Genomic DNA, 22,897 nt, shown 5'->3' with positions numbered 1-22,897 from the left:
ATGGAGTTTCAGTGACCTCTATAAATGGCGCAAAAATGAAAGTAAGACGTAAGGTAATGTACCTTGCTGGTCTAGCCGCCTCTCTACCTTCTGACGGTCAGCTGATCGAACAGAAAACAAATAAAGAGATAGGTATTACCAACTTTGACGGCGGTAACAAATTAAACAAAGGCCGTAACCTGCTAGTTACAGGTGTACGCATTTTGTTTGACACAACTGCCTCGGTAGCTGTAAAAACTGCTACATGGCTTTCTGCTGCGCCTGCTAACTTCAAAAATGGTGAGCTTGTTATCTCTCAGGACGGTTCAGGAAATCTATTTGAGAATCCAATCGGACCATTCTGCAAGTATAACGCAAGTATCCCGACTGAAGATGAATTTCAAACTGTAGTTCCATTCTTCATCAGAGAAGATGTATCATTCAAAATACAGGCACTTCTTGCCGGAGCAGCTGCTGCTGATCAGGCATACCGTCTAGAGCTTGATTGTGTCGAGTTTGTAGAGGCTGACAAATAATAGTTTGTGTTAGTTAGATAGATTGTTAATCAGAAAAGCCAAAGGCAGTGCTTTTGGCTTTTTTTAAACTCATAAACTCCATGTCAAAACCACTTATAGAAAGAGTTAACCTAAGTATCGCCAGTGGCAGCGCGTCGGCTACAGCTACAATTAGACCTAGAGCAGGTTTAATCATAGGTTGTGCGGTGTATCATAACAACGCTGCTAATACCGGCACTATTCAGGCGAGCTTTAAGACTGACGACGGCGAAGAAATCATTCCGTTAGTCCACATTAACCATTTAAGAAGCCGTGAGGCTGGATATAGGGAAGGCTTAGTACCTCTATTCCTGGAGTCTACAGGTAAATCTTATACGTTTAGTGTGATTGCTACAGACAACTTTACCGAAAACTTTACCGCACAATTAGTGTTGGTGTACGAAAACGACTTTACAAAAGATAACAACTGTTAATCATGAACAAATCAGGCTTTAACTCCCAGCTTATAACCAACGATGATAAAATCATTTTAGAAGGTGTTACCAGTTTAACGCTTGCCAATTATGGTGCAGATGATCTTACAGTTACGGTTAATGATGTGTCCCGAAAAGTACCCGCTTTCAATACTGAAATTGGCGTGCCTTATGGTTCATTCAATATACCTGGCGACGGGACAGCCTGTGATGTTACACTTGTTGTAAAGTTTAATGGCACTAGCAAGAATGCCATACTAGATTACAGATTAATCAAAAAATGTTAAGACGATGAAGCAAGAAGTTTTAGACATAATTCAAAAACTAAAAAACGGTGCCATAGCATCAACTGGAAAAGCCCAGACTTTTGCTGTTACGATTACCGATGCCGTTGGCTTTAAACCTATTTGCAACAGCAAAACAGGTGAAGCAATGGCTCAGGAAAAAGGCACAGTCGAAGATTACTTTAACTGGCTTTCTCAAAACTACAGTACCGTTGCTATCCAGTTACGCAGACGTAACGGCAACAGTTGGAAAGATGATGGCGCACCGATAACAATAACCTTTAAACCTACTCAGGCAGAACCGATAACCCAGGCAACGCCCATGCCTTCTTATAATCCCCCTGCCAATAACTACCCAGCCCCGCAAAATCCTTTTTCGGGGTTAATGGGTGGTTTAAATATGGATATGGCTTACCGCTATCAGGATTACCCGGAAGTAAAGGCAGAAAGAGACAGACTACGAACTGAAGTTGAAAGGCTTAAAGATGAACTTTCAGAAAGGAAAATTGAAGCTATCAAGAATGAATTTTCTGAAACGAAGGCTTCAGGCAATAAGGAAATGATTAACTCCTTAGTTACTGCCCTTGCTCCCCTAGCCGCTTCTATGATGGCAAAAGGTGCAGCAGCACCCGAAGGGCTTAACGCTGCTGTGACTACTGAAGGTTTAGGAGAGTATAAACAGGCTCTTATTACTGCCATAACTCAGCAAAGCGAGACAATTGCGCAAAATCTATATTCTGTTTTACACGGGATGTTAAACAACCAAGAATTTGCAAACGAACTATTTACACTAATTCAAAAACATCAAGCTAACACACATGGCACAGAATAACCAACCCACCAATACAATGACGAATGAAGTCACTATCACCTTTCAAATCAAAGCGGGGAATCCCTTTGACCTGAAAAAGAAAAAAGAAAACCTCGAAGCCTTTGCCCGTTTAGAAATGGACGATCAGGAAAGAATCGAGCAAATTATAAAAAGTCCAAAAGCCTTAAAAGCCCTAAAAGATAAGTGGCTTATGTTAAAGGCAATGTTCACATAAAAAAACACTATTGCAATGGCAGTAACCAAAACAAAAAAAGGCTTGAGTAATCCCGCGGTTCTTGCTACCGTCGCTTCATCGCCCGCGGGACAAAAAGCCGTAACAGGCGCAATTGATACCACTTTTACAGTGGTTAAAATCGTTGCTGTAGCCTTAGTTGTTGGCGTTGGCGGTTATGTTGCTTATAACCTTTATAAAAACAGGTTTGTTTCATTGGCCACAAATCCAAATTACGAGCCTTCCAACATTTCTGAAGCCGTTGCAAACGCAAAAGCCGACGCATTATACAATGCCATGTACGGATGGGGCGCAGACCTTGAAACCGTGCTGGAGGCTTTATCCGGCATCAATTATAATGCTTGGGTAAAGGTGTACAATGCCTTTGGTAAAAGAAAGCCGACAATAGGCAACGAAATGACCTTAACCGAGTGGCTGAATAATCAGTTTACAAGTCAGCTAGACCGTTCGAAAATATCATTACTAATACCCGTAGCCTTTTAATCATGGATGCAAAAACTAAAAAAACAGTCTTAATAGCTGCCGGAGTAATCGCCGCAGGTGTGGTACTGTATTATGTGGTTAAAAAGAAAACCGATTCTTCCGGTGCCATTATCGACCCAATTACAGGCGGTACTAGCACAGCCATTTTTGATGCGGGTAAAGTAGCCGAAAAGCTTTATGATGCCATGAAGGAAAGCGGTACAGATGAACAGGCCATATTCGCAGCTTTAAAGAATGTAAACGCATCACAGTTTGACCAGGTGTTTCAAAAGTTTGGCAAACGCAGCTATAATAAGTTTTTGGGTAATCAGATAAGAGTAAACCCATTTAGCCCCCTACCGCTAGAGCCATTGAATGTATGGCTTAAAACCGAGTTGTCAAGTGATGATTATTACGCACTGAGTTTAAAATATAATCAACTATAAAATTATGCCGTACAAGATCATCGGGAAAATAGTCGGCGATGACGGCTACCCCATTTACCAGTCCGCCCTAATTGAAGAATTAAACAATAAGGGAGAACAGATAGCCAGTGTTTTGTCCGATGCTGATACTGGCGATTTTATTTTCCTGCCACTTGGTGAAAATTCATTAATCAGGATATCCAGCCCCGGCTATAAAGAATTAAAGTTCGCGGCTAAAGATGTTCCCTACCCTAAAATAACCCTATACGCTTTGGATTCATCCGTGATCAATTTTACAAGAACCAAACCCACCAACGCTGGTTTATATATAGCATTAGGTACTATCGCCTTAGTAGCAATAGCAGCCTATGCCATACAAAAGAATGACCAAAAGAAACAAGCGGCTACTGCCCCGGTTAAAAGCCTTCCGGCAGCTAAACCAAAAACGAATACAAAACCACAGGCACGCCCTGTAAAAACCGTAACTGTATAATGCCTTACACCAGTTTTTTAAATAAGGATGCTTACCCTCGCGGATTGAGAAACAATAATCCCGCTAATCTTGTGATTACAAGTATAGCCTGGCAGGGTAAAATTCCTGTAAGTCAGAATACCGACGGAAAATTTGAACAGTTTACCGAGTTACGCTATGGCCTTCGTGCTATGATGCGTAACATTATCAGTAAGGTAAACAGCGGAACAAATACCGTAAGCAAACTGATAAGCGTGCTTTCTCCAGCATTTGAGAATAATACGGCCGCATATATTACTATGGTTGCTAACGCGATTGGCATTTCTCCAAATATTCAGATTGATTTAAGCCAGGAAACGCTTATCTCTCTATGTAAGATTATCGCGGTAGCAGAAAACGGGCAGCTTTACGCTGACCTGATTACCGATAAAGATTATAATGACGCCATTGCAATACTTGGCATCACTTTAAAAAAAAAAAGTAACAGTAAAGGCTTAATTATCCTGCTTGCCATTGTCTTAGCAGTAATAATTGCCTACAAACTTTATAATAAACACAAATCACGATGAACGGAATAGGTACAGGAGTTGATTATTTCAATGCACTTAAAGGGGTGTCTATTGTTGATACTATTACTCAGTTAAAAAATTATAAAGGGAGTAATAAAATTGTATATGTACAGGATACTGTTCAAGGCGGCATATTTAATTATGTTACAGGTTTAGTTAAAGACGACGGAGTTGTGTTTGATGCAATTGGAATGGGTTCGGGTTTTTGGCAAAGAGATTTAACCCCTTCACCTACGATTGATGTTCAATGGTTTGGAGCTAAGTGTGACGGTGTAACAGACGACAGAGAAGCGTTATTAAAAGCTATCAGCTATTGTCTGAATAACGGAGGAACATTATTTCTTAAATTAGGGAAGATACTATATTTTACAGGTGAAATAGATGCCTTTCAGGTGCGTAGCATAAAGTTTGAAGGAACTTTAACAGGTGAGCTAACTTCAAAATTTATTATAGGATATCGCTCAGCTGTAACCACTCCTTGTGAAATTTCTTTTAATCTTGTAAATAATGCCACTATTCAATTACAGGGGGCTAAAAACATTGATTTAAAAATAAATAGAGCTAAAAAATTACTAATATATGCTGACGGGGACAATTCTTTGATAGCATCGTGTGCTTACAATAGGATTAATATTGGGTATGTTGATGATCTCGAATTGTTTAGTGAGCCTTTAGCATCAACCATAGGGTGGATAAATGAGAATATATTTTGGGTTGGGAGGTTAACCACTTTAATTGTAGATGGAAATTACCCTCATAATCATAATATCTTTCATAAACCATCTTTTGAAAATAGCACTATCCACATAAAGAAAGGTTTTTCAAATATTTTTTATGATTGTCGTTTTGAGGGTGCCAACAGCATAACTTTTGACGAAGCTACTTTTGACAACCAGTTATTCAAAAGCTATTCAGGTTTAAAAGGTGCTATATTAAGAGAATCTAACACCCCTGCATTTACGGATAATGGCACAAACAATTCAGTAAACAATCAGCTTGATTTAACTTTAGAAGAAAGAATAATACACGAAATAAACTGCAAGTCTAAAAACTTTAATTTACAAGGTGTAACTATTAATTCAGATAATATTTCAATCCCTGCTTCATTTGTTTTTTTAGAAACAGGCTTAGTTCCTTGCGGGATCAATCCTTTCGGATTTTCTTTTGTCTCCGACATTTCTTTGTTTAGAATGACTGTCACATTATACGACTCGTCTAAAAATCAGATAATTGAAGAACCAACAAACGATATTATTTCGTCAACCTTTTTACAATGGAGTCTTGTAAGCAATAATTATATAACATCCTCAAACAGATCAACTGCAAATATCGGAGTACTTAAAAGTGATGATGTTAGATATATTAAAATCAGAATTGCATCAGCTAATTCAGGCTCAATAATATTTGCAAAAGCTTCAATAAAACATAATAAAAACTATAACCAAACCATCCCGATTATTACTGAAACAAAAAAAATGTCTCTAAATGCTATCCCAACAATTGGAACTTTTGAGGAGGGTGATATAGTTTATAATAAAGATTTAGCTTCAGGTGTATTTGCCTGGATATGCACTGCGGCCGGAACTCCCGGAAGCTGGAAAGCGATTACTTAATAACCCCAAAACTCAATTATATGTCCTTACCTGAAATTTTAAACTTACTACTGGGCGGCACTACTATTACTGGTTTTATAATAGCATGGAAATCTCGTAATGCTCAGGTACAAATTACAGAAACCAACGCAATACAGGAACTTCAAAAAGCTTACCGCGACTTTATAGCCGATAACCGCGCAGAAGTTGAAGATTTGAAAAAAGAAGTTTTAAGACTTCGGACAGAACTGGAACAACACAAAAACCAATGTAGAAACTGTAAAGCAGCTTAACTATGAAAAAATTAATTACACATCCCCTGTTCTATTGGTTCAGCTTCATTTTATTGATGCTTGCCATTTCTGTTTTACCTATTGGTTGCGGTGCTTTTAAAAGGCCGCAAAAAGTTGTAGTACAAACCGAAAATAAAACGAACATCGACAGCCTTTTACTGGAGATTAAAAAACTTACCAAAGTAAACAGGGAGATCAACGACAAAACCAGCATATATATCCCTGATTTAAATACAGGTAATGACGAATGCGACAGTATTTGTAATGCCCGTATGCGTGAAATGCTGGTGACGGTAAACAGGGTAATAGAATCGGGAAACAACAAATACCAGCTTCTATATAACGAGCATAGCAAAACAATTGACTTACTGGCTAAGATGGCCGAAACTCAGGACAGCAATACAGAAACCAATAGAGAGCAGTTTAAAAGCGAAGAAAGCGAAGTGGTAAAGCCTGTAATTATAAAGGTTATTCCTGCTTTTTGGCGTTACAGTGCTTATTTAGGTTGGGCTGCAGCCCTGTTAATAGTCTTTACAATTTTTAACCGGGTAAAATCATGGGGTACAAAAAAATTCTTTACATCGGGGGCGGTATAGCCTTAATAGCATTACTTATGAAAGGAAACAAAGCTTTTGCCGCATTAACGCCAAACCAGCAGCTTAGAGGCTGCGACCCGTTAGGATGCGGGCATTTTGGCGCACCTAGAGGTACACGTACACATCAGGGAATTGATATTATAGCAACACCCGGGCAGGATATACTTTCACCTATTACAGGGAAGGTAAACCGAATTGCTTATCCCTATGCCTCAGATATGAGTTATAAGAGACTGGAGATAGAAAACGAACAATACACCGTCAAAATATTTTACATAGCTCCTGCCGTTCCTGTTGGTTCAGTTGTAATGGCAGGAAGTAAAATTGCGGTAGCTCAAAATATAAGTGCCAAACATGGTGCATCAATGATTAACCACGTACATATTGAAGTACGCAATGCACTGGGAAAATTAATAGACCCTACAACCTTGTTTTAGTATGAAAGCAAAAACCATCATAATAGCAGCTTCAATTGCATTGGCAGGTATTGCAATAATAGGTTATAACAAAGTGAAAACCTTAAAGGCAATATTCGACCAAATGACCATCGAACCTTCAGGTATAAGAAACTTTAAATACACGGTTTCTAAAATCACTTTCAATCTTGACATAACAATTACAAATCCTACTCAGGAAGCCTTTTCTGTCTCCGGTGCCTCACTGGCAAGTTTAAAAAGGGTTATGGTTTACATGGGCGATAAATTTATAGGAATGGCAACCGTAAACCTTGATGCTATTGAGATACCACCACAGGCCAGTCTTACGGTTAAAAACATTCCGTTGGAGGTAGCAACCGAAAATGCTATCGGATTGCTTTCAGTCCAAAATCTGAGTTTAGATATCTTCAACATTATGGCTGTTGTAGATGTATTTGGAAACGAATATACAATAGAGGGTTAATATGAGTGTAGTCGATAAATTTAATAGCCTTTTAGGCAAACAGGTAACTAAAAAACAAATTTTGGCTCTTATTGAGGAAGCAAGAAACGAGGAACAGTTTGCAATAGTTGAGCGTTTGCAGTCTGTACTCCTTTCTAATCCAAAAGATTCAAAATTACGTTTTAGTAAGCTTTCTGCTCCAGCAATTGAAGTGGTGCCGGAAAGCTTTATCCGTTGTCTTGACTGCCTTGAAGATACAGACGAAAATATTATCGGGCTTGGTAAGGCTGTTTCACCTAATGAAATCTATCAAATGATAACCGATAAGATGATAGATAAAATTAAGGAAGCAAATTCATCTGACTATAAAAGAAAATGGAAATCGGGAATCTTTGACACTACAGGTTATACTATTCCTTTCAACTTTGTGAGTAAAAACAGATACAGAGGAATTAATGTTATTCTGCTTACTGAACTTGAGCCTATGGCAAACCCTTTCTTTTTGACTTTCAAGCAAATAGAAGATTTAGGAGGTCGACTGAGGAAAGGCAGTAAAGGTTTCCCTGTTGTTTATTTTACACTACTGTACAAATATGTAGATGCTGATAAAAAAGTCGATATCGCAAGCTATGATCTTAAAAAATATATCCAGTTACTAAAGGATAACAAAAAACATATTCCTGAATTTCAAAACGGTTTTACGGCCGAGGAAATTGCTCAAATGCACAAGTTACCAATCCTGAAATATTACAACGTTTTTAATGGTGTTGATATTGATGGGATTGATTTTGATTTAGATAATTTCAAAAATGGTTTTATTGAGCAGCCAATCACTACCGATAGTGAGGAAAAAATGCCAATTCCCGAAGCAATTGTTACCCATTATCCTAGTCCGCAACCTGGTTTAAAATTTGGTGGTGACAGGGCGTTTTATTCTCCTACTAATGATAGCGTTACCCTACCACATTTTAAAAGCTTTGAGACGGCTCAGGATTATTATAGAACGTTGTTTCATGAATTTGCTCACAGTACTGGCCATCCTGATAGGCTAGAAAGAGATTTTTCAGGAAGTTTCGGGTCTAAAAAATATGCATTTGAAGAATTAGTCGCTGAATTTGCTGCTACTTTCCTATGTGCAGAAGCGGGTATTTTATGGCATACCAATACTAACCACCCGGCTTACCTTAAATCATGGAATGCAGCGTTAACGCATTTGGAAGATGATAACCGTTTTCTAATGCGTGCAGCTACAGAAGCACAAAAAGCCGCTGATTTTATTTTACAAATTGATAAAAACGGAGAGCCAAAATATTATAATGACCTAAAGAAGATTACAGCAGCTAAACCAAAGGTTACGGTTACAAAGAAAAAGGCATCTACAAAAAAGGGCCCTGCATCAACCAATGCGAAAACACCCATAAAACCTTTGGTTAAGTCTGTTGTAAAAAACACTCAGGATAAGCCAAGAGTTAACCGAAAGAGAACTATTTCTTCTAATAAAAAATTAGAGAACTCTAATAAACAATTCGACCTTTTCGGGCTTAATGGCCGTAAAAAGCAAACTGGTTTAAAAGCCGCAGCAATAGAAAATATAGAGGTTGTAGCTGAAGTAGTAAACCCTGTTATTGAAACTGTTCCGGCAGTTCCTCAACCGCGCCCTGGTTCTATAGCTCATAGGCTGCAACAAAAACAAAATGTGGTTAGAGAATATTACAGAATAGATAACCAAGAAATAAGCGATTTTTTAGGAAGGATTGAAAAAAAAAACCAAAGAGAGTGTAGTTATTACCATGACTGGAGGGCAAGGAAGCGGTAAAACGCGTTTTTTATTCCAGGTAATGAATGCCTTTGCTCAAAATTATCGTTGTGGCCATGCTTCAATGGAGGAACACCCTGAATCATCATTATACGAAGATAAGGCATTGCAATACTTAAACGCTACCGCTTTAAATAATGTAGATAACCCGGAAGTTAAAAGCCTTCAGGATCTCGAAAAACTAATCGAGGAAAATGAGGTAATTTTTATTGACAGTTTCCAAAAGCTACAGGAATTAATTCCGAGATATGAGGTAGATAAAGACCTTAGAAAAAAGTACGATGGAAAACTCTTTGTAATTGTTTTTCAGCAAACCTCTAACGGTTCTATGCGCGGTGGTACTAAATCGCAATTTGACGGTGATATAATCCTTATGACAGAGAAATTTGAGGATTACAGGGAAAACTATATCTATCCCGATAAAAACCGCTATAACAGCATTCCTACGCCTGAATTGAAATTTAATATATACTCTGGTACAATGTTACGGACTGAAGGCGCAGGCAATACAGAAATTGAAGGCGTAACAGTCGATTTAGAGAAACTAAACTTTGATGTTGAATAAATAAATCTATAGATATGAAAAATAAGAAGCTTTTAATAGGCGGGTTGCTCGTAGCTGGAGCAGTAGCCTTTATGTTCCGGGATAAAATTTTCGGCGGGACTACAACAACAGCCAACCAGTTACCAGCCGGTGCAAATACTGATACTGGTGCCGCACAGATTGTAAACGGTAGTCCATACGAAGGGCAGGTAATCCGAAACCTTTCATTTGATCAGGGATGGTACAAAGTAATAAACGGGCAAAAGGTTGTATTCCTTTCTCCAATAGGTTGGCAAGCTGCCGGAGCTATACCAGTACAGGATGTTTCTGCCGAAGAATTTAAAGCAATTCCGAGTAATACAAGGCAATATATTAACGACTATGGCCAGGTAACAAATTGGTAAAAGATAAAAAATAGTTAAACACGCTTTACACGGCGTGTTTTTTTTTATAACTTAGTAAGTGACAAAAGTTAGGTATTTTTGTCATATGGTGGTGATTAGATAAAGTCCCGGCTTTTGAAGAAAAGGTCGGGACTTTATAAAAAAAATCCCCCCAAAGTGCTAACCAAGCAAAATACAATGAGGGGTGATGTAGGGAATACAGTTTATGTTTGAGCTGGTCTAAAATAAACATTTTTTAACAAATAGGAAATTATATTAAACTTTTAAGTATTTAATCTTAACTAATATTTTTTTTATAAATTAGTAGGGATATAAAAATAAGCTGTTATATCAAAAGCCCTGAACTCGTTGGCGTGATCATTCAGGGCTTTTTTTATGTCTTGTTTACAAGTTTATAAAGTGGTTTATAAACAGAAATGTAATCAAATTTACAATTTTAAAACACTATATATCAATTAGTTATAATTTCATTTTGCATTGTTTATAAAGTTTATACTTTTTTTCGGTTTTATTTTATTTAGTCGCGCAAGGTGTAAGATTTACTAGAATTTTGCACCTGAGTTTTTTAAAGATTCATCCCCTCCCCCGCTTCTCGGAGTGTACAGTTCAGTAATCTTCAAATCATAGTGGCGTGCCTGATCACGAATTTTTAAAGGCGAAATTCCAAGTCCGAATAAGTCAGTTATCCCGGTATCTTTTAAGCTGTAAAACTGAAACTGGGTGCCTAAACCTAAATGCTTTCTGACCTGTACCCATGAATCAGAAATACGTTTCGGTGGTAATTGATGTTTTCCGGCTTTAAAATCATTGGCCGAAAATGCAAAATTGTTGTATTGCGCCCCTTCGAAATGTCTTTCAAGTATTACTTTAAGCTCTTTAGGAATGGTAACATATTCGTCCTTTCTGTTTTTACTTACCGTTCCAGGTATCGTTATATAATCTTCAGTGAGATTAAAGTCCGATACTTTCAGCTTTGTAATTTCTGTACGTCTTACCATGCAGTAATAAGTCACCATACACAAGGCGTAATAATTAAAATTGAAAAGTGGGAGCTTCTCACTAAGTAAAGTCTTGATGTGTGGGTCTATTACCTTACGTTTTTTAAGCTGTTTTCTTTTCTTCGAGATTTCGTTAGTCGGATTCTCTTTAATATATCCGCGCTCAATTAAAAAATTTCCGAATGTGCAAAGGAATTGCAGGTGATTGTTATACGTATTGGGAGAATTTTGCCTTTCATAATAGATCCAGTCAAGATATCCGATTGCAACATCCTTATTAAATTCAATAGCAAAGGTAATTTTGATCGCTTTTTCCTGTAAGTAGGTTTTAATCATATTTAGATATGACTTATAAGCCCTGAGTGTATCAGGCCGTTTGATGCCATCTCCTATCTCTTTTTCGGTATTATCTAAGAACCTGTTGCAACCTTCCTCAAACGCTTTGAAAGATTTACCCGGCGTTTCAAGCCAAGGCGACCATCCTGAAGCAAGCTTTTTATTGATTTCGGCAACAATTCTGTTAGCATGACGGGTGCGTTCTGACTTGTTTTTTAATACTGGTACGCGCATTCTGAAGCGTTCCATCTTCTCAGTCATTGGATTTTTAGCATAATAGATAATTAACCAGTCTTTATTAATTCGTAATTCTGCTGGTTTGTAATCGACAAATACAATACTATTTGCACGCGGAAGTAAGTGGTTAAAATTTGGCATTTTTTTTTACGGCCTCTGAAATTCAACAATTTAAGAAACTGCAAAGGTTCGACACAAATTTGACACGGCTATAAAAGCCAAAAAACCGAAAACCCTAGTTTATACTGGATTTTCGGTTCACTAAGTAGCGAAGACGGGAGTTGAACCCGTGACCTCAGGGTTATGAATTTTAATTCTCCCTAAAACGCAATAAAAACAAGCGGTTTTACTGGCTTTGTTATATGTATTATTTATAAATCGTATTCAGCTTTATGTTCAATTTTAAAGCTTTATTAATTTTCATACGTATACCTAATTTACATTATTTCTTTATTCTCTAATAAGCTGCAAGATAGCAGAGAAAAGCTACTGTTACAATCAAAGTTGACAGAATAGCTAAAAGAGATAAACCGTTAGTTCTGGAAATAGATTTACCATATTTTACAACTTCACCAACGGGCTTATTATTAATGTCAGCTAAAAATCTCGCATTTTCCATCTGTCTGTAATTTATAAGGATCAGGAACCATAGATTCAATACTGGAAATAATATAGTCCATCGAGAAATATTTTCTTGAAATTGAGCGAGTGCAAAAAAAGCTCCAATAAGTAAGTTGTTGTAGTTTGAAATATAATCATGTATTCTATCGAAATACTTAGTTATATCCGCAACTGCCTCATCTTCACGCTTCTTCATTCTTGCGTCTCGTTCAGCAGCTTCTCTCATTTTTTGTTCGAGATTGAAATCATCCATTATTCCACATTGTTAGTTATTATAAAGTAATAGTGTTTATTTTACCATTTTAATTCTTTTAGTATTTTATAGACCCTACTATCTAACACATCAGTTATTTTAAGATGTAAAGCAAATAAGGTGTTTAACTCTTTATCACTGCTATCCTTTTCCCTCACATATTCTATCATATCTTTTATATGGTCAGACAATGCTTTTAAATCAGAACTTGGTATTTTAGATAGTTTCATATAATATAATTATAAATCCCTCTTGTTTAAGGAGGGGTTGAAATTTGTATATTTGATTATTAACAGTAATGCCTTACAGTATGTCAAAAAAGAAAACCAAAAAATCCAAAGTTGCTCTTGTAAGACTTTCTACTCAAGAAAGACAGAAACGCGTATGGGAAGCTCTTTTTTACAGTCACCAGAGACTTGATACATTACTAATAGTTATTTCCGGCACAGGCATATATGTATGCTTGGAAACAATTAAATTTTACAGCTCTAAAACTGAAGACGTTCACTGGATAATTCATCTATCAGCATTTTTATTATTATTTGCAGTAATCACCAATTTCTTCTCTCAATGGTGTGCAAGCAAAGTTCATCAAAATGATTATTGTATCACAGTGATAGATTTTCAATGCGAAGAAGAAAGTCGTGAAAGAAGTGAATTCTTAGCAGAAATACAAAAACACGAATGCGAAATATCTAATTACGAAAAGATAAATAATTTCCTAACTATTTTTTCAATTTTACTAATGAGTTTTGGCCTAATTGGAGTTGTAGTCTTCTTTATATTTATCTTTTAGGAGGCGTTACTCTAGGTAAACTTCTTTCTTCTTTTCCCGGATATGGTCCAGTCGGTTTAGGGAATTCTCTAGGAGGAGGTGTTTGACGACTTGGAGGGTTAGAAGGTCTTTGAGGTTTTCTTTCCTCACTTATAAAGTTTTTCATAGTAAAGTGTGTTTAAGTTACTTACAGCAAGTTAAACAATAATCTCTTACATTAACAAAATACTTACTAACAGATTGTTAGTAAAAATTGTTTGAAATAAGAAGTTTTGTGTAATAAAAATCTCCCTTAATTTAAAACTTGTATCTAAGTTTATCCTTTCTTTAGCACAGGTCTTATAGGAGGTATTGGTCGTGCAGGAGGCGGAGGTGATACTCTACTCCTTGGTACATTGTTTGTCGCTGGTTTCGTTTGGGTATTTCTCACTAATGAAACCTTCCATCTTCGTGGATTAGAGTGGGAGTTCGAGTTGCTCATTTTCTTCTAATTTTGCTTCTTCAAGTATAATATTACCATTTCCAAAATTCAAGTATATTGATTGTATTTTATATAACTCTTGACTATCAGGAAAAGTATAAACTGTCACGTCATTTAATACAATTTCTTTATCGTTTTCTTTGTCAGAGAATAAGGCTACTGCTCCTAAGTAAGTCAAATTATTTTCTATATCCCTAACGTATACCCATGTTAATTGATCGTTTAAAAGATACTGATTATATATACTCTGGTCATTTAATTTTTCGGTGACTCTAAATTTGTAAGCAAGTCTGTTTATTATATTTGACGAGTCCATCTTTCCAAATGTTACAGCAATTATCGTACCCGATAATATTGCGTAAGCTACTTCGTCGTATTGTATTGGATAATCCTCAGTTATGTATGTTAAAGTGATTAAGTGAAAACTGGACCAATCTTCTATACTAAATAAATTATGAACTATGACAAAAAAATTAAATAAATAATGAATTGAAGCGTAAGACAAAAACCCTAAAAGTATAGAAACAACTATAAACATTAAGTCACTTCTCTTAGTCTCTCTTATTGTTATTCTTCTGTAGATAAAATAAGAAATAAGCCCCGGAACAAGGAGTATTATTAACTTTACTGTTAAACTTGATATTTCCATAGTATCAAATTTAACATATTTTCGTTTACTTCTCTTTAAAATTCTTCATTTTTAATAGAGTCTCATTGAACTTAAATAAAGACTCTTGTTTCCAGCCTTTTCCATATATTCAAGTTTAGCTGCTTTTTTACATTCGCCCGCAAGAGGTAATTGAATACAATCTACATTAAGGCACTTTGCAACATCCTAACGTTGAAATAATATTCATATATAAGCATTTAAAATTTAGTTCAATTCTTAAACACCGTCCAATTGATAACTATGACGCTTTCGTCTGAGTACTGTCAAGCCGACTACGCAAAGTTGCTATCAGTTCCTTTTGTGTTTCGATAGTTTCCCGTTGCGCAGCTATAATAGCATCTTTTTCGTTATTGTAAGGTGTGTTTTGTTCTGTTGCAACTTGTTGTTGCGATTTGCTTTTATATGCCGCTTCAGATAATTCAGAATTAACTAAATCATCTAAAGTAATTTTAAAGTGAGAGCAAATTTTTTGGAGTGTTTCAATCTTAGGCAAGCTCTTACCCTGTATATATTGATTTATCACTCCCTTTTTTAAATCAAAGAGAATCCCAAAGTCATCCTGCCTGTAATTATTCTCTTTGACAAGATATGATATATTTTCAGATATAAAGTTTTTCATATAATATTCGGATTTCAAAAACCCTTATAAATCAAAAGATTACAGGAATAAATATAATTTTATACGATTTATTCCGTATTTTATTAGATTATTCCGAATAATAATATTAGATTTGTCTTTATAAATATAGACATTTAATAATTATGGCAATGGCAATACGGAGAGAAACAGTACGAGAAAAGAAGATGCGCCGCAATAAGAAAATATTGAGCCGCTACGATGAACTTAAAACATCTATGACCTGCAGAGAAACTTACCCAATACTAATGGATGAGTTTAACCTTGGTAAATCGACTATATTAAATATCCTTTTTGTAAAATCTTATTCTAATTCTCCCCTTGCATAACCGTTGCAACGGAGTAGAATAAAAACCATGCCACTTTAACATTTTTAGTAAGAAAACAAGTTATAAACCAATTGAAAGCCGAAACTGCATACAACGTTATTCAGGCTCTCCCGGAAGAGGAGAAAAACAGGCTATTCTTAATGTTGGGCATGACCAAAAAGGAAAAAACTAAGAAGGTTAACGAGAATATGGATAACCTAATACAAGAATATAAAGAAATGGCTTTGAAGATATTAACCGATAGGAAAGTAAAAAAATATGGTAATCCTTTGACACCGGTATAAAAAAAATGAGGCGAGGTACCACCCTCGCCTGCCCTAAACCATAATAGCCGTTAGAGCGGCTAACCATGGAAGAAACAAAATTACAGAAAAATATTATAACTCAAAAAGAAATAACACATTTATAACACCACCGTTGCAACGAACCGTTGCAAAAAACCCTAAACCAAACCACATTTTAATCATGGAGAATAATCACTTTTATCCAAATGCCGGGAAGTTCCCGGTATTGGAAAAGCTTCCTACTCTATTACAAAAACCTGTTTTACTACTTGCAGGTTTATCCTGTGTGGCCGGTATCATATCCGGCCATCAGCAGGAAGATACTACAACCATGCTGCACATAGTGTTTTCTGATCATGAAAACATGGATTACAAAAAAGCATTAGACTGCTTTAAAAGCGAAGGAATAAAGCCTGTTTTCATCAATCTAAATCCTGAAAGCCGCTTTATCAAAATCAAGCTTACACATTCAAAATCAATTTTCAATTAATAAAGCACTGGGAGCAATACGCTCAAAATTCCCTTGATGCATGCGGGTGTTATATGCACCCGCAGCGGACAGGTTAAAAAATAGAGTAATGAGAAGTCAGGAAACAATAAAATTTGGAGAATTAGCCGTTAACCTTTTTGGCGTTCAATCTCCGCAAATAAAAGAACCTAAAGCGATTGCTTTGCCTCCGGATAATAGTATTAAAGCTATCTACCCGGCCATTATAGAAGAAGCGTATTCGCAAACTATGGATAACTACCGTAAATATGTTTCAGATTACAATTTCCGAACGTTAGAAGAAAACGAACTTATTGATAAGCACAATTCTAAAGTAAAGCTGCTTTACAAATCTGAAACCTTTAACACCCTTTCAAAAGAACACCAAATATTTATACAGTTCTTTCCTAAGAGATACAAAGACCTATCGAACAGGGAATACAATACTGAAATTGACAAACAGCCGGAATCTCTATCAAAACTACTTCTAAAGAGACGAATACAAACAATAAAATATCCTACAGAACAAATATTCCAAAATATGCTGCACCTGTATAACACGCAGCTTATGAAAAGGAACTCTGAATACATGCGTTTAGGCGTTAAAACGATCAGACCAATTCAGGAACTAGACGTTAATTCATTTTTTATAACCCAGCTAAAGCGAAATAACGTTCATAGCATTGATGTTTGTGGTAAAACCATCCGTAACCATAGGCAACGTTTAGAAGAGGCTGGAATCTTCTCAAAATCGACTTTTTTCGGACATACAAGAGGTGTTAAGGTGGAGATAAACCCTGAAATTTTGGTAGTTCTTGACCTTCAAACCAATAAAATTGCCACTACTGAAAATCAGCACGTTACCCCAAATGGAGAGAAAAAGTTACCTGATAACAATGATACTACAGGAACAAATAAAGATAAATATAAGAAAAGTAAGGATGCTTCGCACTCCTTTGATGATAAGGTGTTCCCTGCGGTCACAACCTCTTTGCATTACAAGACCGTTTTTTACAGGAACACTGGGAGCAATGTAGAAAATTCACCGGTGGGCGGCGCGGCCGACAATGTTAAAAAGGAAAAAACTTTAAGCGATAAACTTAGGGAGCGCACAATCCATCGTCAGGAATTGGCTTTAGGCCTTGCTTCCGGTGAGTTTAATAACTATATCCCAATCGATATAAGGATTCTGCAAAAAGAGGCCTACGCCGGAACCCTAACCAACGAGGAATATATCGAAACTGTTATTCAGGATATTTTTAAAACAGCCACTAAACTTTACAGGGATGCAAATATCTATCCTGGCTGTTGGAAAAATGCCCTTAACCATTGGATGCAGAATAAATTCCGCACTTACAACGGTTTACCATTCAACAAAGCAAATGTTTTCGATAGCATTCAGGAAATACGATGGAGACTGGAACACGCCCGTAAATGGTTCTTGCGTACCGGTGTAACACCGCTCTACCCTTCTAACTATTTCGACACTACGAGAAAAACAAATAAGGAAGTTGGTTTTGAATACACCAAAAAAGCATGGCAAAGGCATTTACAATACATGGAAAGCGAGCCAGTGAAAAAAAGGCAACTAGAACGCAAAGCAGCTTTAAGGCTAACGGACATAAACCATTCTAAAAAGTTTGAAAGTCAGATCAAGCGATTCTTAAAAAACAAAATCACACTGCCTGAACTGATAGATTATGTTGAGAATAACCTTCCGGCTCAGTTCTATGCAAAACTGCCTGAAACCCTTAAAAAACTTGAATTAACATTTAAACCATAACCTATGCCGATTTTCGATAAACACACAGCCCGTATCAAACTTGTGATACTTACAAAGCCGGGAGAGAAAAACATCACTTGGTACAGCCTTGAAAAAGAGAAAAACAAGCCTGAAAAATCAATAATTGATGGAATGATAAAAAGGTTTGAAAGAAGCTCTTACACAAAAATAGCCCAAGTGTTGCAATTCTACGATAACAAGAGTAATCAACTAATAGCAGTACTAAAGGGATGAAAAAAGTAAAACTTACAAAAGTAACTCCCGATGAAATAAGAGTTATGCAGGAACAAATATTTCATTATTCGGAAGCGCTACGATGGAATATTAAAAACCTTGATATCGAAGATTTTTTAAATGTACTCGCATCAATGGATATAGGCTTCAGGCTTTGGCTGACATTCCGCAAAAGAGTTGAGAGTTACCAAGACAAATTTACACTAACTCTTAAAGTAAGCGAAGCTGTTGTTCTCCTTAAATGCTTTATGTGGCCGGGTGAGAACCGAACTGATTACGAAAAAAATGTAACCCTTAAATATAAAACCATAATTGACCAACAACTAAAGAATATTTAATCACCAACTAAAGGTTAACCAATATGAACACACAAGAAATGGAATTACAAACCTTACCCTACTCTGTAAATAAAAAGAAGTTAACAGCCCTTTACGTTGCAAGCGGGATGACTGAAAGGCAAATTCGTGATGGGATTAATACAATAATCGCAGATAACAGAAAATTGCCTTCAGATAAGCCTGTCAACGTCCAAAATATTTGGAATTGCGAGTTTATGGAGTTTGTAGATACATATGGTTTGCCAAAAGGTTATAAAAAATAAAATCTATGCTGAATTTCTTTATTAAAACAATTGTAACGGCTGTATCATTAGGTGTAGTCGTTACAGCTTCCTACCTAATTGGAGGGTATACAATAACAATAGGCGCGTTAATGTGCGTGATAATAGGCATTGGTATTACTCTATTATGGAAACTTAAAATATAAGTAAAGGAAATGGAGAGGATAAAAATTGAGATACTTACAAATCAGAATTTAAAGGTTAATTTTATGTTAAAACGCATAAGAAAAACTCACATTTGGATACATTTATTAAAATTTTAAACCATATCTTATGAAGACATTTATGAAAACAAAAGCAATTATTGCAATTTTATTTGTTGTCATACTTGCTAGTTGTAGCGACCCTACATCTACAAATGACCTTACAACTAACTCAAATTTAAAAGTATTCCAAAAAGATTATAAATACTATAATTATGGAATGGGAGATGTTAATTTAAAGTACTTTAACATTAACAAAAAAATAAACTCTCACAGTTTAATTTTAGAAAATAATTTTCAGCTAATGGTTGAGGATATTATCACTTCTTTTAATTTAGCTATAGAAGATTTTGAAAAAGTATCAAGTATTGTTTTTTATGGCAACAACTTAAATCTAACCGTTAATAGTAATAACATAACAGGTTTCACTCTGCTTAAAAATATCAATAATAGTTTCATCACAGAAACTTACAAAATAAAAAACTCACAAGCGACATTGATAGAAGATCTATCCAAAGATTACAAGAATAAAATTTTTATAGATGTATTTGGCTATATTACAAATAAAATTGATTCAAATAATAATACATTTATTTTAGTAAAAGATCACCCAATCCAAAAAAGTATTACTTTAAAAGATGGAGAAGAAGAAAATGATTATTCTTTAGACCTTTACCTTTTAGATCAATTTCCTATAATATTCACTTACGAAAGTGCCAGTACCCATTATTGCAGCGAAAGCCAATGTGCCTCCCAACAAAGTGGTTTTTGTACATTTCAAACAGATACTGAAGCATCTGAATGTGCAAAAAGTAGCCATGAAGAAGATGGCCCTTGCCCAAGAGATGAATGGGGAGATAATCCACCGGAAGGAGATGATGACTATACATTCGTCCAAAGTGCACGCGCTGCCATGTACAGCATAAGAGATAATATTTTATCATCATCTACGAAGGGGCAACAATATGTTGATTTCTACTACAAGATAGGATATGTATGGAAGGTTACTAGTGCATATCAAAACAATGCAGCTGATATAAAAGATTTAATGGATTTTATAGACCGAAAATCAGTACTATTAATTACAGCAAGTAGTAGTACAGTAATTATAGATAGCTCTGATGCCACGTACCTTAGATCAATGATTGCTACTCTTAAAAATGTACATTCCAATGCCGAGTATCAATACATATTTACTACATTAGACAATGATTTAAATACATTTGAAAATAAAACTAAAGCAGATTTATTATCTTTATTTTAACCATTGAAAAATTCAATTTACATATTGTTAGAATTTTTAATAATAGTATGTAAAGGGTAACTAATAATTCTATTGAATCTAAGCTTAATAAAACTTTAAATTTGTAAATCATTTAAGGAGGTTGTTTCAAATAAACAACCTCTTTTTTATTGTTCCATTTAGGAATTATCGAAATTACTTCAATATAGTCTGAATTTTAAATAAAAATTCAATAAATAACTTGTAGAAAATCAAAAAGTTAAAAAAAAGTTAAAAAAAACAAAATATTAAATTAAAAAAAGATAAACACAGATATATTTGTTAAAATTTAAATCACATCATAATGAAATTAAAAAATTTTAAACCAATTCTTTTAGCTATTTCAATAGCTGTTTTATCAACTAATTGTACAGAATCTAATGATACTACAGACTCTACAACAGAACTTAGTTCATTTGCTAATCTGAAAATTTTAGGACAACCTTATGATTATTATAATCATGCGACTGGAAATGCTAAACTAAAGTATTTTAATGATGAAAAATCAATTACAGCTAACAGCCTAATAATAAATGAAAAATTTGAACTAATCGTAGAAGACCTTATTGCATCTTATAATTTCACAACTACTGACCTATCTAAAATTACGTCTATTGCTTTCTATGGACATAATTTAAACTTTTCGCTTCAAAAAGAAAATATAACAGGATTTACATTGCTTAAAAATATTGATGGCAATTTTATCACTGAAACATATCAGGTAAAAGATTCTAAGGCAATTTCTGCCGAAAATCTTACTAAAATTCATAAACAGAGGATATTTTCAGAAGTATTTGGTTATATCTCAAATGAAATTAATGAAGAAAATGATTCATTCTTTCTAGTAAATAGACCTATCGAGCAACAGACAATTAAATTAAAAAATGTAGAAGAAGAGGAGGATTATTCTTTCGAGTTAAGTCTCTTGGATCAGTATCCTATTATTTATACAAATGAAGCTGCAAGTAAACACTATTGCACTTTAACAGAATGTGATTCTGAAAAGGTTGGATTTTGCACTCATGTAACAGACACAGAAGATTCATATTGCGGTAAAAGCTCATATATCGACGACTGTCCTGATGAAGAAGGGGGTACAGATCCAGGTCCTGAAGAAGAAGATGATTATACATTCGTTCAAAATGCACGCGCTGCCATGTACAGCATAAGAGATAATATTTTTTCTTCTTCAACAAAAGGTCAGCAATATATTGACTTTTATTATAAAATTGGTCATGTATGGAAGGTTACAGGTACTTATAATACTAACACAGCTGATATACAGCAATTAATGGATTTTATAAGACGAAAATCATTGTACTTTTTAGCTGCTGGCAGTAATGACGTTATTATAAATACTTCAGAAGCAAATTATCTTAGATCTAAGATTAATACATATAAAAATGTTCACTCTAACGCTGAATATCAATATATATTCACTACTTTAGATAACGATTTAAATACTTTTGAAGGCAAAACAAAGGCTGATTTACTATCTATTTTTTAAAAAGTGAAAATTAATTTTAATATATTAATTTTATTATTTCCAATTTTTATTATTGGATGTAAAGGTGCTTCTCAGGAAGCGCCTTTACCTTCTCAATCTGTAACTGGAGTTTATTATAGTATTGAACCTAATAGAAATGAAACTTTTTCTATTATGTATACAAGAGGTATTTTTAACTTTCTATATACAGCTGCTAATGATGAATTTATTGAGATTAAAGAAGATAGTCTTTTTTCACATAGTATGAACTTTTGTAAAATTGGAGAAACTGTTTATGAAGGTAAATGGAGTTTAAAAGGTAATTCTTTAATACTGGATTATTCTGATTCAAGAAAAGATGATTTAAAATTTTATATTGTTTCAGATAAGATATATTGTATTAAGGATGTTATCGTTAATAACGAAAATAATGATAGAATGAAATCCTTAACCTTAATGAAAAAAAAATAATCCAAAGAAATTAATTTTTTACTGATTTTGAAAAAGAACATGATTGTTGCAAGTTTAGTACTTGTTATATTGAAGATAGTATATGACGTTTATACTTTTGTTTATGATAAGCAGGATTTAAAAATTGAGAGGTATTTCAATGTGGCTATCGTTTTCTTTATAATTTACTATAGCGTTTCTTCTAGAAAAAAAATTAAGAAAGCTTAATAAAATTTTCAATTTGTAAAAATAATTAAAGAGGTTGTTTCAATTTAACAACCTCTTTTTTTCTTTTGGTTATTACATAAATTACTTCAATCAAAAAATCCTGCTAAACCTTAGCAGGGTTTTTTATTATATGAAGG

At 34.9% G+C, this 22,897-nt stretch carries 34 protein-coding genes; 29 read left to right on the top strand and 5 right to left on the bottom strand.

What is annotated here, in order from left to right:
• The first annotated feature begins 35 nt into the window (after positions 1-35).
• From FUA48_RS08640 to FUA48_RS08560, 17 genes are all read left to right on the top strand, one after another.
• Positions 36-515: a hypothetical protein gene (locus FUA48_RS08640; RefSeq protein ID WP_147583156.1), complete on the top strand. Its 480-nt coding sequence runs from the start codon at positions 36-38 to the stop codon at positions 513-515.
• An 80-nt stretch (positions 516-595) separates the two neighbouring features.
• A complete protein-coding gene (locus tag FUA48_RS08635; RefSeq protein ID WP_147583155.1) occupies positions 596-967 on the top strand; it encodes a hypothetical protein in 372 nt (123 codons plus the stop codon).
• Positions 968-969: 2 nt separating this feature from the next.
• Positions 970-1,254, top strand: a complete 285-nt coding sequence (locus FUA48_RS08630; protein WP_147583154.1) for a hypothetical protein — start codon at positions 970-972, stop codon at positions 1,252-1,254.
• Between the two features lie 4 nt (positions 1,255-1,258).
• On the top strand, positions 1,259-2,083 hold the full coding sequence (locus FUA48_RS08625) for a hypothetical protein (protein ID WP_147583153.1): 825 nt from the start codon (positions 1,259-1,261) through the stop codon (positions 2,081-2,083).
• Positions 2,070-2,297 carry a hypothetical protein gene (locus FUA48_RS08620; protein WP_147583152.1) on the top strand — a complete coding sequence of 76 codons (228 nt, stop codon included), beginning with the start codon at positions 2,070-2,072 and terminating at the stop codon, positions 2,295-2,297. Before FUA48_RS08625 ends, FUA48_RS08620 begins: the two co-directional genes overlap by 14 nt.
• A 15-nt stretch (positions 2,298-2,312) precedes the next feature.
• Positions 2,313-2,798 (top strand): hypothetical protein, encoded by a 486-nt coding sequence (locus tag FUA48_RS08615; protein WP_147583151.1) that lies wholly within the window; start codon positions 2,313-2,315, stop codon positions 2,796-2,798.
• Positions 2,799-2,800: 2 nt separating this feature from the next.
• On the top strand, positions 2,801-3,223 hold the full coding sequence (locus FUA48_RS08610; RefSeq protein WP_147583150.1) for an annexin: 423 nt from the start codon (positions 2,801-2,803) through the stop codon (positions 3,221-3,223).
• 4 nt (positions 3,224-3,227) lie between these two features.
• The gene (locus tag FUA48_RS08605) at positions 3,228-3,695 is read left to right on the top strand and encodes a hypothetical protein (protein WP_147583149.1); all 468 of its coding nucleotides are present in this window, start codon (positions 3,228-3,230) and stop codon (positions 3,693-3,695) included.
• Positions 3,695-4,243 carry a hypothetical protein gene (locus FUA48_RS08600; RefSeq protein WP_147583148.1) on the top strand — a complete coding sequence of 183 codons (549 nt, stop codon included), beginning with the start codon at positions 3,695-3,697 and terminating at the stop codon, positions 4,241-4,243. Before FUA48_RS08605 ends, FUA48_RS08600 begins: the two co-directional genes overlap by 1 nt.
• Positions 4,240-5,856: a hypothetical protein gene (locus FUA48_RS08595; protein ID WP_147583147.1), complete on the top strand. Its 1,617-nt coding sequence runs from the start codon at positions 4,240-4,242 to the stop codon at positions 5,854-5,856. Before FUA48_RS08600 ends, FUA48_RS08595 begins: the two co-directional genes overlap by 4 nt.
• 20 nt (positions 5,857-5,876) lie before the next feature.
• Complete coding sequence (locus FUA48_RS08590; protein ID WP_147583146.1) at positions 5,877-6,128, top strand: hypothetical protein; 252 nt, start codon at positions 5,877-5,879, stop codon at positions 6,126-6,128.
• 2 nt (positions 6,129-6,130) lie between these two features.
• Entirely contained in the window at positions 6,131-6,724 is a 594-nt protein-coding gene (locus FUA48_RS08585) for a hypothetical protein (protein WP_147583145.1), read from the top strand.
• A complete protein-coding gene (locus FUA48_RS08580) occupies positions 6,685-7,161 on the top strand; it encodes a M23 family metallopeptidase (protein WP_147583144.1) in 477 nt (158 codons plus the stop codon). Before FUA48_RS08585 ends, FUA48_RS08580 begins: the two co-directional genes overlap by 40 nt.
• 1 nt (position 7,162) lies before the next feature.
• Positions 7,163-7,624: a hypothetical protein gene (locus tag FUA48_RS08575; RefSeq protein ID WP_147583143.1), complete on the top strand. Its 462-nt coding sequence runs from the start codon at positions 7,163-7,165 to the stop codon at positions 7,622-7,624.
• A gap of 1 nt (position 7,625) precedes the next feature.
• A complete protein-coding gene (locus FUA48_RS08570) occupies positions 7,626-9,419 on the top strand; it encodes an ArdC family protein (RefSeq protein ID WP_147583142.1) in 1,794 nt (597 codons plus the stop codon).
• Complete coding sequence (locus FUA48_RS08565) at positions 9,394-9,984, top strand: P-loop NTPase family protein (protein ID WP_168196955.1); 591 nt, start codon at positions 9,394-9,396, stop codon at positions 9,982-9,984. Before FUA48_RS08570 ends, FUA48_RS08565 begins: the two co-directional genes overlap by 26 nt.
• Positions 9,985-9,998: 14 nt before the next feature.
• Positions 9,999-10,367: a hypothetical protein gene (locus FUA48_RS08560; RefSeq protein WP_147583140.1), complete on the top strand. Its 369-nt coding sequence runs from the start codon at positions 9,999-10,001 to the stop codon at positions 10,365-10,367.
• 542 nt (positions 10,368-10,909) lie between these two features.
• Here the strand turns inward: FUA48_RS08560 and FUA48_RS08555 are convergent.
• From FUA48_RS08555 to FUA48_RS08545, 3 genes are all read right to left on the bottom strand, one after another.
• Entirely contained in the window at positions 10,910-11,950 is a 1,041-nt protein-coding gene (locus FUA48_RS08555) for a tyrosine-type recombinase/integrase (RefSeq protein WP_168196954.1), read from the bottom strand.
• Between the two features lie 445 nt (positions 11,951-12,395).
• Positions 12,396-12,812, bottom strand: a complete 417-nt coding sequence (locus tag FUA48_RS08550) for a hypothetical protein (protein ID WP_147583138.1) — start codon at positions 12,810-12,812, stop codon at positions 12,396-12,398.
• Between the two features lie 41 nt (positions 12,813-12,853).
• Positions 12,854-13,042, bottom strand: coding sequence for a hypothetical protein (locus FUA48_RS08545; protein ID WP_147583137.1), 189 nt, complete (start codon positions 13,040-13,042; stop codon positions 12,854-12,856).
• A gap of 80 nt (positions 13,043-13,122) precedes the next feature.
• Between FUA48_RS08545 and FUA48_RS08540 the strand changes: the two genes are divergently transcribed.
• Complete coding sequence (locus tag FUA48_RS08540) at positions 13,123-13,608, top strand: hypothetical protein (RefSeq protein WP_147583136.1); 486 nt, start codon at positions 13,123-13,125, stop codon at positions 13,606-13,608.
• A 434-nt stretch (positions 13,609-14,042) separates the two neighbouring features.
• Here the strand turns inward: FUA48_RS08540 and FUA48_RS08535 are convergent, their stop codons facing one another.
• Both FUA48_RS08535 and FUA48_RS08530 read right to left on the bottom strand, forming a co-directional pair.
• Entirely contained in the window at positions 14,043-14,717 is a 675-nt protein-coding gene (locus FUA48_RS08535; RefSeq protein ID WP_147583135.1) for a hypothetical protein, read from the bottom strand.
• Positions 14,718-14,976: 259 nt separating this feature from the next.
• Positions 14,977-15,357 carry a helix-turn-helix domain-containing protein gene (locus FUA48_RS08530; protein WP_147583134.1) on the bottom strand — a complete coding sequence of 127 codons (381 nt, stop codon included), beginning with the start codon at positions 15,355-15,357 and terminating at the stop codon, positions 14,977-14,979.
• A gap of 149 nt (positions 15,358-15,506) precedes the next feature.
• On the opposite strand from FUA48_RS08530, the gene FUA48_RS08525 reads away from it, so the two are divergent.
• The 11 genes from FUA48_RS08525 (at position 15,507) to FUA48_RS08480 (ending at position 22,553) form a co-directional block, all read left to right on the top strand.
• On the top strand, positions 15,507-15,704 hold the full coding sequence (locus tag FUA48_RS08525) for a hypothetical protein (protein ID WP_147583133.1): 198 nt from the start codon (positions 15,507-15,509) through the stop codon (positions 15,702-15,704).
• 71 nt (positions 15,705-15,775) lie between these two features.
• Positions 15,776-15,988, top strand: a complete 213-nt coding sequence (locus tag FUA48_RS08520; protein ID WP_147583132.1) for a hypothetical protein — start codon at positions 15,776-15,778, stop codon at positions 15,986-15,988.
• A gap of 181 nt (positions 15,989-16,169) precedes the next feature.
• A complete protein-coding gene (locus FUA48_RS08515; protein WP_147583131.1) occupies positions 16,170-16,478 on the top strand; it encodes a hypothetical protein in 309 nt (102 codons plus the stop codon).
• An 88-nt stretch (positions 16,479-16,566) separates the two neighbouring features.
• Positions 16,567-18,258: a hypothetical protein gene (locus tag FUA48_RS08510; RefSeq protein WP_147583130.1), complete on the top strand. Its 1,692-nt coding sequence runs from the start codon at positions 16,567-16,569 to the stop codon at positions 18,256-18,258.
• A 3-nt stretch (positions 18,259-18,261) separates the two neighbouring features.
• Positions 18,262-18,492 (top strand): hypothetical protein, encoded by a 231-nt coding sequence (locus FUA48_RS08505; protein ID WP_147583129.1) that lies wholly within the window; start codon positions 18,262-18,264, stop codon positions 18,490-18,492.
• On the top strand, positions 18,489-18,830 hold the full coding sequence (locus tag FUA48_RS08500; RefSeq protein ID WP_147583128.1) for a hypothetical protein: 342 nt from the start codon (positions 18,489-18,491) through the stop codon (positions 18,828-18,830). The genes FUA48_RS08505 and FUA48_RS08500 overlap by 4 nt, the downstream gene beginning before the upstream one ends.
• A 23-nt stretch (positions 18,831-18,853) precedes the next feature.
• Complete coding sequence (locus tag FUA48_RS08495; RefSeq protein WP_147583127.1) at positions 18,854-19,093, top strand: hypothetical protein; 240 nt, start codon at positions 18,854-18,856, stop codon at positions 19,091-19,093.
• A gap of 5 nt (positions 19,094-19,098) precedes the next feature.
• Entirely contained in the window at positions 19,099-19,257 is a 159-nt protein-coding gene (locus tag FUA48_RS18335) for a hypothetical protein (protein ID WP_168196953.1), read from the top strand.
• 127 nt (positions 19,258-19,384) lie between these two features.
• Entirely contained in the window at positions 19,385-20,578 is a 1,194-nt protein-coding gene (locus FUA48_RS08490; protein WP_147583126.1) for a hypothetical protein, read from the top strand.
• Positions 20,579-20,900: 322 nt separating this feature from the next.
• Positions 20,901-22,103 carry a hypothetical protein gene (locus FUA48_RS08485; protein WP_147583125.1) on the top strand — a complete coding sequence of 401 codons (1,203 nt, stop codon included), beginning with the start codon at positions 20,901-20,903 and terminating at the stop codon, positions 22,101-22,103.
• Between the two features lie 3 nt (positions 22,104-22,106).
• A complete protein-coding gene (locus tag FUA48_RS08480; protein WP_147583124.1) occupies positions 22,107-22,553 on the top strand; it encodes a hypothetical protein in 447 nt (148 codons plus the stop codon).
• Positions 22,554-22,897 lie beyond the last annotated feature (344 nt).

The sequence above is a fragment of the Flavobacterium alkalisoli genome, assembly GCF_008000935.1.
GTDB lineage: Bacteria > Bacteroidota > Bacteroidia > Flavobacteriales > Flavobacteriaceae > Flavobacterium > Flavobacterium alkalisoli.
This window is presented reverse-complemented; position numbering and strand designations above follow the sequence as displayed.

Coding starts and splice junctions, on each gene's coding strand:
- FUA48_RS08585 (WP_147583145.1), top strand. CDS start 6,131: ATGAAAAAATTAATTACACATCCCCTGTTCTATTGGTTCAGCTTCATT.
- FUA48_RS08550 (WP_147583138.1), bottom strand. CDS start 12,812: ATGGATGATTTCAATCTCGAACAAAAAATGAGAGAAGCTGCTGAACGA.
- FUA48_RS08580 (WP_147583144.1), top strand. CDS start 6,685: ATGGGGTACAAAAAAATTCTTTACATCGGGGGCGGTATAGCCTTAATA.
- FUA48_RS08495 (WP_147583127.1), top strand. CDS start 18,854: ATGAACACACAAGAAATGGAATTACAAACCTTACCCTACTCTGTAAAT.
- FUA48_RS08490 (WP_147583126.1), top strand. CDS start 19,385: ATGAAGACATTTATGAAAACAAAAGCAATTATTGCAATTTTATTTGTT.
- FUA48_RS08620 (WP_147583152.1), top strand. CDS start 2,070: ATGGCACAGAATAACCAACCCACCAATACAATGACGAATGAAGTCACT.
- FUA48_RS08640 (WP_147583156.1), top strand. CDS start 36: ATGAAAGTAAGACGTAAGGTAATGTACCTTGCTGGTCTAGCCGCCTCT.
- FUA48_RS08610 (WP_147583150.1), top strand. CDS start 2,801: ATGGATGCAAAAACTAAAAAAACAGTCTTAATAGCTGCCGGAGTAATC.
- FUA48_RS08545 (WP_147583137.1), bottom strand. CDS start 13,042: ATGAAACTATCTAAAATACCAAGTTCTGATTTAAAAGCATTGTCTGAC.
- FUA48_RS08605 (WP_147583149.1), top strand. CDS start 3,228: ATGCCGTACAAGATCATCGGGAAAATAGTCGGCGATGACGGCTACCCC.
- FUA48_RS08500 (WP_147583128.1), top strand. CDS start 18,489: ATGAAAAAAGTAAAACTTACAAAAGTAACTCCCGATGAAATAAGAGTT.
- FUA48_RS08570 (WP_147583142.1), top strand. CDS start 7,626: ATGAGTGTAGTCGATAAATTTAATAGCCTTTTAGGCAAACAGGTAACT.
- FUA48_RS18335 (WP_168196953.1), top strand. CDS start 19,099: ATGCTGAATTTCTTTATTAAAACAATTGTAACGGCTGTATCATTAGGT.
- FUA48_RS08510 (WP_147583130.1), top strand. CDS start 16,567: ATGAGAAGTCAGGAAACAATAAAATTTGGAGAATTAGCCGTTAACCTT.
- FUA48_RS08485 (WP_147583125.1), top strand. CDS start 20,901: ATGAAATTAAAAAATTTTAAACCAATTCTTTTAGCTATTTCAATAGCT.
- FUA48_RS08530 (WP_147583134.1), bottom strand. CDS start 15,357: ATGAAAAACTTTATATCTGAAAATATATCATATCTTGTCAAAGAGAAT.
- FUA48_RS08560 (WP_147583140.1), top strand. CDS start 9,999: ATGAAAAATAAGAAGCTTTTAATAGGCGGGTTGCTCGTAGCTGGAGCA.
- FUA48_RS08590 (WP_147583146.1), top strand. CDS start 5,877: ATGTCCTTACCTGAAATTTTAAACTTACTACTGGGCGGCACTACTATT.
- FUA48_RS08535 (WP_147583135.1), bottom strand. CDS start 14,717: ATGGAAATATCAAGTTTAACAGTAAAGTTAATAATACTCCTTGTTCCG.
- FUA48_RS08555 (WP_168196954.1), bottom strand. CDS start 11,950: ATGGAACGCTTCAGAATGCGCGTACCAGTATTAAAAAACAAGTCAGAA.
- FUA48_RS08540 (WP_147583136.1), top strand. CDS start 13,123: ATGTCAAAAAAGAAAACCAAAAAATCCAAAGTTGCTCTTGTAAGACTT.
- FUA48_RS08515 (WP_147583131.1), top strand. CDS start 16,170: ATGGAGAATAATCACTTTTATCCAAATGCCGGGAAGTTCCCGGTATTG.
- FUA48_RS08595 (WP_147583147.1), top strand. CDS start 4,240: ATGAACGGAATAGGTACAGGAGTTGATTATTTCAATGCACTTAAAGGG.
- FUA48_RS08630 (WP_147583154.1), top strand. CDS start 970: ATGAACAAATCAGGCTTTAACTCCCAGCTTATAACCAACGATGATAAA.
- FUA48_RS08635 (WP_147583155.1), top strand. CDS start 596: ATGTCAAAACCACTTATAGAAAGAGTTAACCTAAGTATCGCCAGTGGC.
- FUA48_RS08615 (WP_147583151.1), top strand. CDS start 2,313: ATGGCAGTAACCAAAACAAAAAAAGGCTTGAGTAATCCCGCGGTTCTT.
- FUA48_RS08505 (WP_147583129.1), top strand. CDS start 18,262: ATGCCGATTTTCGATAAACACACAGCCCGTATCAAACTTGTGATACTT.
- FUA48_RS08600 (WP_147583148.1), top strand. CDS start 3,695: ATGCCTTACACCAGTTTTTTAAATAAGGATGCTTACCCTCGCGGATTG.
- FUA48_RS08575 (WP_147583143.1), top strand. CDS start 7,163: ATGAAAGCAAAAACCATCATAATAGCAGCTTCAATTGCATTGGCAGGT.
- FUA48_RS08525 (WP_147583133.1), top strand. CDS start 15,507: ATGGCAATACGGAGAGAAACAGTACGAGAAAAGAAGATGCGCCGCAAT.
- FUA48_RS08625 (WP_147583153.1), top strand. CDS start 1,259: ATGAAGCAAGAAGTTTTAGACATAATTCAAAAACTAAAAAACGGTGCC.
- FUA48_RS08565 (WP_168196955.1), top strand. CDS start 9,394: ATGACTGGAGGGCAAGGAAGCGGTAAAACGCGTTTTTTATTCCAGGTA.